This window comes from Bordetella hinzii LMG 13501, assembly GCF_001548475.1.
Taxonomy (GTDB): domain Bacteria; phylum Pseudomonadota; class Gammaproteobacteria; order Burkholderiales; family Burkholderiaceae_B; genus Bordetella; species Bordetella hinzii.
The window spans coordinates 1-11,002 of sequence record NZ_LRUJ01000066.1 but is presented as its reverse complement, the minus strand read 5'-3'; the positions used below and the strand labels follow the sequence as shown (position 1 = coordinate 11,002).

Sequence of the window (11,002 nt, the reverse complement as noted above, 5' to 3'; positions counted from 1 at the left end):
GGCGGCCGGCCGGGTTCTGGCGGCGGATGGGGCGGCGGATGGGGCGGCAGGCGAGGGGGCCGCGGCCGCCGTGGCCCGGGCGGGAAGGCGCTTAGGCCCCAGGCCGCCTTCGGTCACGGAGACCTTGCGGCCGTCCGGCGTGACATCGATGAGGCCGTCGTAGCCCACCGTCCGGTGGCGCAGGGCATGGGGCAGCGAGTGGCGGAAGGCTTCGTGGAGTCCGCTATCGAGGCAGGCGCCCGTATTGCAGCCGACCAGCGTGATCTTGCCGAACTCGAGCCTGCCGCCATAGGCATGATCCAGTGCCCTGACCTGTTCGGCCAGCAGGCGGCCGTTGGCGCCGCCGAGGTTCGGGCCCAGCCCGTCCCTGTGATGGCCCACCAATTGCAGCTTGGCCACGCCCGCCGGCGTTTCCGGCGAACGCTGCGCGACCGTGAAATCGCCCTCCTGATCGAAGCGGACCAGCATGGCGTTGTCGGGATGCTTGCCAAATAGCCTGCGGGCCGCCTCGGCGCCGCGTGCATCGTCTTCTTGATATCCCACGATGCGGAAGTCATAGCGCTTCGACGGCGCGGCGACGGCCGCTTGCGGCGAGCCCGCCGCGCGTGACGGGGTCGCTTGCGCTGCCGTATGGCTGCTGCCCGCCGGCACGACCGTGCCCTGGCCGTCGCGGCCGGCACGGCGCGCCTTGGGAGCCGGTGCGTCGCCGGACGGCGTTGAGGCGGCGGCGGGCACGGGTGCGCCGAGCGCGAAGTCCGTCGCCTTGGCCTTGCCATCGCGGCAGACACGGCAAGGCGTGTAATGGACGACGTCGTATTGGTGACCGGCCTTCGCGGCGACCTCGAGGATCGTGCTCAGGTGGACCTTGTGACGCGGGTCCGTGACGATGGCGAGATCCAGCAAAGGGTTGCCGCCGTCCTGGTGATGTTGCTTCAGGAAGGCCAGGCCCATTTCCTCGTGGGGGTACACGGCGTAATTCTTGGCCTGCTGCGCGCCTTCGATGCTATCCATGCGGCCGACGGCATAGCGCAGCATTTCGGCCTTGATCGTCTCCAGGCTGGTATTGCGCGAAGCGGCCAGTTGGCCCAGTGTGTCGTCGTCCAGCGGCAGCTTGGGCTGCAGGCCCAGTGCCGCGTCCTGCGGACGGCGCCGGATTTCATCATAGGCGGAAGTGCCCTTGGCGGCTTCGCCATCGGGCGTGTAGAAGTCCAGCCGTGTCCGGGCCGGAAGCTCGAAATACCCATCACCCTGTTGGCGCCGCAGGAAAGTCTTTTCGCGAGTCTTTTCTTTCCAGCCGCCGTGGCCGGCCACGACCAATTGCCTGGCGCCCGGCATGTGGCTGATCGCGACCCCCTTGTTGACAATCAGCTCGGCCGCAGCTGTGTCGGAATTGCGGGGCGTGCTCTCCTTGTCTTGCAGGCCGCCCGTGGCGACGGCTTGCTTGCGGCCCTGGGGATTGACGTCGATCCGGCCGGCATAGCCCTTGACTTGCGCTTGGGGAAGCAGGCGCTGCAACTGGCTGCTGGCATCCTGGCCCGGGCAAGCGCCCGAGTGGCAGGAGACAAGGGTGACCTTGGTGCCCTGCGCGCTTTGCAGGGGCGCGATGAGCCGGGCCAGTTCCGCCGGGGTATGGTCTCCCACCTTGGGGCCGTCCTTGCCGGTTTTGCCATGCCCTACGATCTGTATCTTGGCAGGCCCGGGCGCGGTGATCCCGGGCGGCCCGGCGAGTTGGTCGGCGCGCAGCAATGTGGCGTGTTGCGGATGTTTTTTCAGCAGGCGCTGCCCTGCCTGTCGGACCTCTTCGCTGTCGTCGGCGAGAACAATGAGACGTCGGCCATACGGGGCCTTCGTCGCAGGGCCAGCGGTTTCCTGGGGCGAGGCCGGCGCGTGGGGCGCCTTGGTGGCGGGCCTGCTGTCGTCGAGGGCGCTGATCCTGCCGAATCGGGTGTGTTGAAAATCTGTGGCCAACGGACCATCCAGATCGCCTTTCTCGCGTTGCTGCTTGGCCTTCTTGCCACCCAGGTCCAGCTTGGAGAGCGTGATCGAGATGTCGCTCTGGGCCCACTTCCGGTCTTGTTCGACGCTGCGGACCTTGCCGGCATCTTGGTTGAGTGTGCCGCTGACGCCGCCGCCGGCCTGCAGTTGTCCGCGTCCCGTTCTTTGGCCGATATCGATGGTGCCATGCACGGTCGAGGCCAGCTGCTCGCCGGCGATGCGTCCTCCGGAGATCGAACCGCTGGTCAGGCTGGTGCTGGCGGAAATGCCGACAGAGCCGCCGGAATAGCCGCCGTCGTGATCGCGATAATCCTTGACCTCGCGCGCGTCGAGCCTGCCTTGGATGTCAAGCAGCGAGCCGGGCCCTCGCGCCGTGAGGGCGCCGCCGATCAATGTCGCGTCGCCCTTGACCGTCATGCCCAGTCTGCCGCCGGCGTCGATGCCGGCGATCTGGGCGGCCAGCGCAGAATGGTCATGCTCATGGCGCACGGTTGCCCCGATATTTCCCGTGAGCGTACCTATCGTCCGATTATTCACGGCGGCGCCCAGGGAAAGATTCCAGTTTCCGCCGGTGGTGGAGCTGCGATGAATATCCTGCACCGTCTGAATCCGGAGCTTGCCGCCGACGTCGATATCGGCGTTCCGGGCCGCCTCGATCCGCGCGCCGGACAGTTGGAGGTCCCCCCGGGTCTTGACGCGGACCTCACGCGCTTGCAGACGGCCGTGGACGTGTTCCACGCTGTGGCGCTCGTCGAAGCTGTGCGCGCCGGCCAGCGCGGTATTGATGCCGGCGCCGCAGGAGCCCTGCACGGCATTGCAGCTGGAGGTCGCGTTCCGGTAGACGCTGATGTGGTGTTGCTCGCCGGAGGCAGTCTCGGTGGTCTTGGCCGCGCGCATCGTGATGCCGCCCGCCGATTCCAGATCGACCCGGGCGCCGCCGCTGAACTGAACGCCCGCCAGATTGATATCGCCCTGGGTGGCGAGCAACCGGATGCTGCCGCCGATCTTGCTGGTGTTCTCGGCGGCCCTGTGGCGGCTCGAGCGGTTGTAGTTGAATTCGGCGCCCACTCCCGTGGCGAGTTCGCCGGTATCGTTGAGCAGCAGGTTGGACACATCGCCGGCCACCTGCGCGGCCATCAAGGCGGGGTCGATCTCGCGACCCGCGGCGGCCTGCTGCGCGGCGACGCTGGCATGGGTCGCGACGTCCAGGATGGAGGAGTTGGCATTGGACTTGCTGCCGATGAAGAGGCTCCAGCTTTCTTCGTGCTGTTCGGAAGTGTCGAGGTACTTGCTGCTTTCGATCCGGGCCGCGCGGATGTCGAGCTCTCCGGCGTTCGCGGCCGGGACTTCGGCGCGATCCGCGTTGATATCCGCCCCGCCCAGGTCGAATACGCCGCCGATGTCCAGGCGGCCGTCTCCGAGATTGAACGCGGCGTTGTGATGCCGGGCCGCGCGTTGAGCGGCCCGGCGGTGAGCGATCTGCACGCCGGTCTTGAGTTCGGCGCCGGCCATCTGGCCATCGCCGGCCTGCGTCTGCACGGGGGAGAGCGTACCCACGGAAAAACTGGCTTCCTTGCCGCCGGCGCCGGCGCGGCCATTGGCGACCAGCTGGAAACTGTCGTGCTCCTGCCGGGAGGTCTGGTGCTCGGTCGTGGCGGCCAACACCAGGTTGCCGCCGATTTTTCCTTCGGTGTGCGTGGCCTGGATCTGGCCGCCCAGCATCGCCATATCGCCTTTGACGTCGAGCAGGAGCTTGCCGGCCTGGAGGGTCGTGCCCTTGCCCTGGTCCCTCGTGGAGGCCTGGGTGTCGATGGCGTAGCTGAGAAAGCCCGTCCGGGACGTTTGCGCGAACGTGCCGCTGTGCTCGCGGATCTCGCCCAGATTGACATGCCCGGCCACCAGGGCCACGGTCTGGCCCGCCAGCTGGGCTCCCAGGGAGTTGATCTGCTCGCCCGCGCGCAGTTCCAGTTGGTCAGCGGCCTGTACCCGGCTGGCCGCGTCTCTTCTTGCGCTGCCCTCGGCATCGGCGGTCTTGCCGACGATGATGGTCAGGTCGCGGCGGGCGTCCAGTGTGATGTTCTCGGCGGACAGCACACCGCCTTGCACGTGGATGTCCCGCGCCTGCGCCGTCAATTGATGGTCCGCGCGCAGACCGCCCAGAACGCCGTGGCTGTTGGCGACCCGGATATCGTCCCGGGCGCCCAGCAGGACATTGCGTCCTTCGATCAGCGCGTTCTTTTGATCGATGGATCCGCCGTTTATCCGTATGTCGCCGGCCGAGACGATCGCCGCGCCGCCCGCCGCTTTCTGGGTGGCCGTCGCCTGTCGCGTGGCTTCGCTGAGGTAGACCTTGGGCATCAGGACACGCTGCCCGTCGATATCGTGCCAGACATACCAGACGATGTCGTCGCGCAATTGCGCCAGCTGGGCTGGGGTGGGGGCCTGGCCCACGACCAGGCCCAGGGTCGCATGAGCGGCGGACGCATTGTCCATGAGTTGGCGCACGTCGTCCTGGTAGACGCGGCGCTGGGTCTGGGCGCCCATCAGGCGTTCGGCCTCGCGTCGGATCAGGGTGCTGTCGAAATAGTTGTCGCCGCTGACGTAGACCCCTTGCTGCGGGATGTAGCCTATTTTCTCGAAGAAGTAGGCCGATCCGTAGAACTGCGTTTGATCGACAAAGCGGATCCGGGTTTCGTAGTAGGGCGCGGGCGTCGTGGTCGGGTGTTCCGATCCGCGCCGGAAGAGAAAGGCATTGGACAGGGTGTCGTCCAGGGCCTGCTGGAATTCCCGGTCATGCGCCTCGGCATCGGCCTGGCGGCGGTCGCCAGCCCCTTGCTGCCCGGCATGTTTACGGGAAGGCTCCTCTTGCGCATTCTTGCGGGCCGGTCCGGCCGGCGACGCCCGGGGGGCCGCAGGGTCTTGCGGCCTGCCCGCGTCCTGCTCCGCGGGCTCGGCCGCCTCCGGGGCGGGCTCCCCGGGCGGGCCTCGGCGCCATTGCTTTTGCGCGTCGGCGACCGCCTGTTGCAGCGCCGGATCCACAGGGCTGGCCTGGACATCGGCGACGTGCTCGCCGTTGGCGACCCTGCCTTGGATGTCGGTGCCGAGGCGTCCGCCGAGCACGGTCGGCTGGGCGGGGTAGAAGGGCAGGTCCTGGCCTCGCCGGCCCGCCTTGAACTCCGCCCAGCGCCGCGCGCGGTCCGTGTCGCTCAGGCCGCGCCAGTCTCCGCCGAGCGCAAGACCCAGAGCCTTGGCCAGCAGGGGCGCATGCTGGAGGTCGCCGCCGGCCAGGCTGTCGCTCAGCCAGCTGTGTTTATATTTGTAGGCAACAAATATCGGGGTCCAGCCCGCGTCTTTTTCATATTCGTAGTGCTCGAAAATGTGGTCGAGCAGGTCGTACAGCGTGGGGAAGTGCTGTGTGAGCGGGTTGAGGACGGCCAGGTTGTCTTGGGCCCACACCTGCGGGCCGGGTAGGTGTTTGAAGTAATCCGTCAGCGTCATGGCCTGGGAGAGCGAGGCGTTACGGACGTCCGCATGAATGCGCTGTACGCCGTCAGCCGTCAGCCTGCCCTCATTGTGTACCTTGCCCGGGCCCTCTCCGGAGGGCGTGATATCCATGTTCTTCCCGGCGTGGATGACGCCTTGCTCGAGGTGGAGGGAAGACACGGCCCGGCCGGTGTTCAGCTTACCGATTCGCATGCTGACGATGCGCAGGTGATGGCGTTTCTTGACTTCCGGAAACCACGCATGTCCGCTCCCCGGGCTGGTATCGACGCTCACCTTGCCCGAGAGGCGCGAGAGATTTTCCAGCAGCGGGGTTTCCAGCAACATGGCCTGGCGGCTGTTGATGCGGCCAGCATGGTTGCGCAGCAGCCGGCTGGCCTTGATGGACATGTCCTCTTCGCTGTGGATGAGGCCATGCAGGCCATTGAAAATGGATCGGCCCTGCAGGCCAAGACGGGCGCCGGCCCAGATCAGGGCGCCGTCGTGGTTGCGGATATCGCCCTGCGTTCGCAGCAGGATGCCGCCGGCCGATGCGATGGCGGCATGGTTGTCGATGCCGCCATCGCCCCCCTGAAGCACCAGGCTGGCCGGCGTGGCCAGCTCGGCGAGCACGATGATCTTGGGCGCGGCGAGGGTGAGCGCTTCGGTGGCAAGCGGCGCGGGGTTGTCGAGCACCAGTTCGGTGCCGGTCCGGACCCGCACGCGCTTGCCGCCGATGTGCGCGCTGTTGCGATAGCCGGCCGCCTCGATATCGAGGTCGTCGGCAGCCTCGATCCGGCCCGTGTTCGAGAGCGTGCCGGCGTGGAGCTCGAGGTTGCCGCCTTGCAGCCGGCCTGTGTTGGTCATGGCGCCTTGCGTGGCCAACGCCAGCAGGCTGCCGGCCTCGATGCGGCCGCGGTTGAGCAGGGTATCGGCGGTCTGGAGTTCCAGTTTGCCGTCGACCGTCGTGATCAGGCCGAGGTTGTCCAGGGTGGCGGCCCGGATGCGGGCATCGCCTCTGCGCACCTGCAGGCCGGCGCGGGCCGCGCCGACGTGATAGGCGCCGTTGAGCGCGACCTTGGCGGCGAGTTGGCCCGGCCCGCCCTGGACGTCAATCAGGCCCGCGGTCTGGGACAGCGAGGCCGCCTGGACCTGCAGCGTGCCAGCCTGTATCTTGCCGCCGGTCTGGATCCGGCCTGGCGTGGTGATCTTGAGGGCCTGCCCGGTGAGGATGCCGCCGGCTTCGGCCAGGCGGACATCCGAGCCGGCCGCGACCAGGGTGTCGCGCCGGGCGGCGCTTTGGGCGAGCAGCACCGCGCCGTCGGCGCGGATCGTGATATCGCTCGAGGACAGCAGGGCGCCCTGGAGGCGTACGCCGGCGCCGCTATCGGTGACCTCCAGGCGGATGTGGGCGCCGTGCATGGCGCCCAGCGCGCTGGCGCTGATGGCCGGGCGCGAAGACGCGGCCGAGGGCTGGGGCACGATGCGCCCGTCGTTCAGGTCATGCCGGCTCGTGCCGGCATGCACGCCTATCCGGGCCGGCATCGCCGACCGCAAGGGGCCGATCGGCCCCTCGATGTTTATGCGCTGGGCGATGAGATCAAAGCTGGCCAGGCCATCCGTGTTGACGCCGTCGGACTCGATGTCGATCCGGCCCCGCCGTGTATGGAGCGACCCGGCCTCCGCGCCTTGCGTCGATCCGGTCGACAGCGTGAGCGCGTGGGTATTGATGGTGGACAGGCCGTTGACGCTGATGCCATTGGGATTGGCGATGATGAGCTGGCTTCGCTGGCCGAAGACTTCGAGCGCGCCGCCAAGCCGGGATGCGGGCCCCGGCGAGGTGACTTCGGCCAGGATGCTGGTGGCCTGCGGGCCGCCGCCCAGCCGGGGGTTCTTGAGGATGTAGCCGGCCAGCTGCGACCGGCCATCTGACTTGCTGTTGTTGAAGACGACGCCGGGCTGCGGGACGTCAAGATGCGAGAAGCGGTTGTGGGACAGTCCGCGTGCGTCCGGCGCCGCGATATTGATGACGGGCACGCCGTTGGGCGCGACCGTGACCATGTTTGCCTGTCTGTCGGCGGGGACGATCTGGGCGGACGCCAGCGGCGCCAGTAGCAGGCTCGCCAGGGACAGGGAGGAAAGGGCGCGGCGGGGACGCGGCCGGCGCGTGCCGCCTCGGGAGGCGCCAGTGTGGATTTCCGCGACGGGTGTCAACTGGCCTGTGCGACGGTGAACGCGCAGGCGATAGCAATGCTTGTTCATTGATTGGGCGTCAGGGAGGGTCGGTTGGCGGCCGGCGTGCAGGCTCGCGCCGGAGAAAGATAATGGCGATGGCCGCGCCTCGCGTCCCTGGACCGCAGATATCCGAATAAATACCGGCATGGCCGGCGCCGCCCGCGGGCGCCATCGAGGTCGCCGGCCAAAAAAAATCCACCCCTGGGGGTGGATCGATGTGACTGGGTGCTGGCGCTTCAGCTGACGTCGCCGACGCGGGCCAGGGGCGGGTTGGCCGTGAAGTAGCGGTCGATGCCGGTCAGCATGGCCTGCGCCAGTTTGTCCAGGTGCGCGTTGCTGCGCAGCTTGGCTTCTTCTTCGGGGTTGCTGATGAAGGCCGTCTCGACCAGGATGGACGGGATGTCCGGGGCCTTGAGCACCGCGAAGCCCGCCTGTTCGACGCGGTTCTTGTGCAGGCGGTTGATCTTCTTGATCTCGTCCAGGAAGGCCGTGCCGACCTTGAGCGAGTCATTGATCTGCGCCGTGGTGGACAGGTCGAGCAGCACCTTGGCGACCTGGCGGTCGTGGCTGCCGAGATTGACGCCGCCGATCAGGTCGGCGGCGTTTTCCTTGTCGGCCAGCCAGCGCGCCTGGGTGCTGGAGGCGCCGCGCTCGGAGAGCGCGAACACCGAGGAGCCGTTGGCCGTGGGCTTGATCCAGGCATCGGCATGGATGGAGACGAACAGGTCGGCGCGCACGCGGCGGGCTTTTTGCACGCGGACGTGCAGCGGCACGAAATAATCGTCATCGCGCGTCAGGTAGGCGCGCATGGCGGGCTGGGCGTCGATGAGGGTCTTCAGGCGGCGCGCGATGCGCAGCACCACGTCTTTTTCGCGCAGGCCCGAGGCGCCGATGGCGCCCGGATCTTCGCCGCCATGGCCAGGATCGAGCGCGATGGTGAGCATGCGCCGCCGCGCGCGCCCTGGGGCCGGCGTGGGCGTGGCGGGCTTGGGCGTGGGCACGGGCAGCGCCGGGGCGGGCTCCTGGCCGCGCGCCAGCGGCGCGGGGGCCGGCGTCGGCTGGTTGCGCGCGATCTCGTCCAGGACGCGCGCCAGCGGATCGTCGACGTCGGGCGCGGACGATTTGTTCAGGATGGCGACCAGCGGATCCTGGGCGATCTTGGGATAAAGGTCCAGCACCAGGCGGTATTGGTAGTCGCCCACCGGCTTGAGGGTGAAGACCTGGGGCGCCACGGCCTGCTTGAGGTCGAAGACCAGGCGCACGACATTGGGACGGTTCTGCGCCACGCGCAGGCCTTGGATGTACGGATCGTCGGGCCTGACCTTGGCGATGAGGTCGTTCAGCGCCGCGTTGGTCGTGAGGCCCTCGATATCGACCACCAGGCGATGGGGGTTCTCGAGGGTGAATTGCTCGGCCTTGAGTTCACGGTCGAGTTCGAGCGTGACGCGGGTGTATTCCTCGGCCGGCCAGGTGCGCACCGCGAGAATGGTGGCGGCCTGTGCCAGCCGCGGCACGACGGGCAATACGAGCAGGGTCGCCGCGACGCTGATCAGGCGTCGGCGCGTGGCGGCGCGTGGCGGGAGGGCGCCGCTGTCGGAGGGACAATCGCGTTCAACCATGTTTGTCCTCGGGCGGTGTAGGCGGTCAAGGTGGCATCCCGTCCTTGCTCGCCATGGAGCAGGGCGATCTCCAGATCCGGCACCGGTAAAAACTCCCCGGCACGTTCGGGCCATTCGATCAGGACGACCGCATCGTCACGCAATAAATCGCGGAATCCAGCGTCCAACCATTCGCGCGTATCACTAAGTCTATAAAAATCAAAGTGATAGAAGTATAAGTTAGAAACTTTATAGGATTCAAGCAGGGCATAGGTCGGACTTTTGATCCGGCCCTTGATGCCGCTTGCGCGCAACAGTGCGCGGGCGAAGGCGGTTTTCCCCGCGCCGAGGTCGCCACGAAGGTGTATCCGTCCCCCGGCCGGCCCCTGGCCGCCGTTGAGCAGCGGCGCGAGCTGTCCGGCCAGCGCGTCGGTGGCATGTTCGTCGGGCAGGTGCAATTCAAGGCGGGCGAGGGGAACGGACATGGGGAGGGCCAGGTGGTAAAAACGGATTGGTGAGTCGGATTATAGGAAGGGCGATCTTTCTGCTACGCTTTCGATTTGATAGTGATTCTCATTGTCCTTTGCCGGGCAGGCCCGGCGGGACGCTTTCGTTGTTACGGAGCCGTGATCCATGAAGACCCGCACCGAAAAAGACACTTTCGGCCCCATCGAAGTCCCCGACGATCATCTCTGGGGTGCCCAGACGCAGCGTTCGCTGCATTTTTTCGCGATCTCGACCGAAAGAATGCCGGTCCCGCTGGTGACGGCCATGGCCCAGCTCAAGCGCGCCGCCGCCCAGGTCAACGCCGACCTGGGCGAGCTGGATCCCGCCATCGCCAAGGCCATCATCGCCGCGGCCGATGAAGTCATCGCCGGCAAGTGGCCGGATGAATTTCCGCTGTCGGTCTGGCAGACGGGCTCGGGCACGCAGAGCAATATGAATATGAACGAGGTGCTGGCCAACCGCGCCTCGGAGATCCTGGGCGGCGTGCGCGGCGAGGACCGCAAAGTGCATCCCAACGATCACGTCAATCGCGGCCAGTCGTCCAACGACACCTTCCCGACGGCCATGCATGTGGCGGCGGCGGTGCAGATCGAGCATCATCTGCTGCCTGCGCTGAAGGCGCTGCGGGCCACGCTGGCCCAGAAAAGCGCGGCCTTCTATGACATCGTCAAGATCGGGCGCACCCACTTGCAGGACGCCACGCCGCTGACGCTGGGCCAGGAGATCTCGGGCTGGGTCGCCCAGCTCGACCTGGCCGAGGCGCAGATCCGCGCGACCCTGCCCGGCTTGCATCAGCTGGCCATTGGCGGCACGGCGGTGGGTACGGGCCTGAACGCCCATCCCGAGTTCAGCGCCAAGGTCTCGGCCGCGCTGGCGCACGACACGGGCGTGGCCTTTGTGTCGGCACCCAACAAGTTCCAGGCCCTGGCTTCGCACGAAGCGCTGCTGTTCGCGCATGGCGCGCTCAAGACCCTGGCCGCCGGCGCGATGAAGATCGCCAACGACGTGCGCTGGCTGGCCAGCGGCCCGCGCTCGGGCCTGGGCGAGATCCGCATCCCCGAGAACGAGCCGGGCAGCTCCATCATGCCGGGCAAGGTCAATCCCACGCAGTGCGAGGCCCTGACCATGTTGTCGGCCCAGGTGCTGGGCAATGATGCCGCCATCAATATCGGCGGGGCCAGCGGGAA

4 protein-coding genes are annotated in these 11,002 nt (G+C 67.5%); 1 reads left to right on the top strand and 3 read right to left on the bottom strand.

Annotated elements, in window-relative coordinates:
• From AXA74_RS23130 to tsaE, 3 genes are all read right to left on the bottom strand, one after another.
• A partial coding sequence (locus tag AXA74_RS23130; RefSeq protein ID WP_282956540.1) for a C80 family cysteine peptidase occupies positions 1-7,737 on the bottom strand: 7,737 nt, incomplete at its 3' end.
• A gap of 209 nt (positions 7,738-7,946) precedes the next feature.
• A complete protein-coding gene (locus tag AXA74_RS23125) occupies positions 7,947-9,329 on the bottom strand; it encodes an N-acetylmuramoyl-L-alanine amidase (RefSeq protein WP_029581524.1) in 1,383 nt (460 codons plus the stop codon).
• On the bottom strand, positions 9,260-9,793 hold the full coding sequence (tsaE, locus tag AXA74_RS23120; RefSeq protein WP_029581523.1) for a tRNA (adenosine(37)-N6)-threonylcarbamoyltransferase complex ATPase subunit type 1 TsaE: 534 nt from the start codon (positions 9,791-9,793) through the stop codon (positions 9,260-9,262). The genes AXA74_RS23125 and tsaE overlap by 70 nt, the downstream gene beginning before the upstream one ends.
• A 148-nt stretch (positions 9,794-9,941) precedes the next feature.
• Between tsaE and AXA74_RS23115 the strand changes: the two genes are divergently transcribed.
• Positions 9,942-11,002 (top strand): class II fumarate hydratase (locus tag AXA74_RS23115; RefSeq protein ID WP_060833330.1); only part of this gene is annotated, 1,061 nt, incomplete at its 3' end.

Excerpts from the sequence above, each read along its gene's own strand:
- AXA74_RS23125 (WP_029581524.1), bottom strand. The coding sequence starts at position 9,329 with ATGGTTGAACGCGATTGTCCCTCCGACAGCGGCGCCCTCCCGCCACGC.
- tsaE (WP_029581523.1), bottom strand. The coding sequence starts at position 9,793 with ATGTCCGTTCCCCTCGCCCGCCTTGAATTGCACCTGCCCGACGAACAT.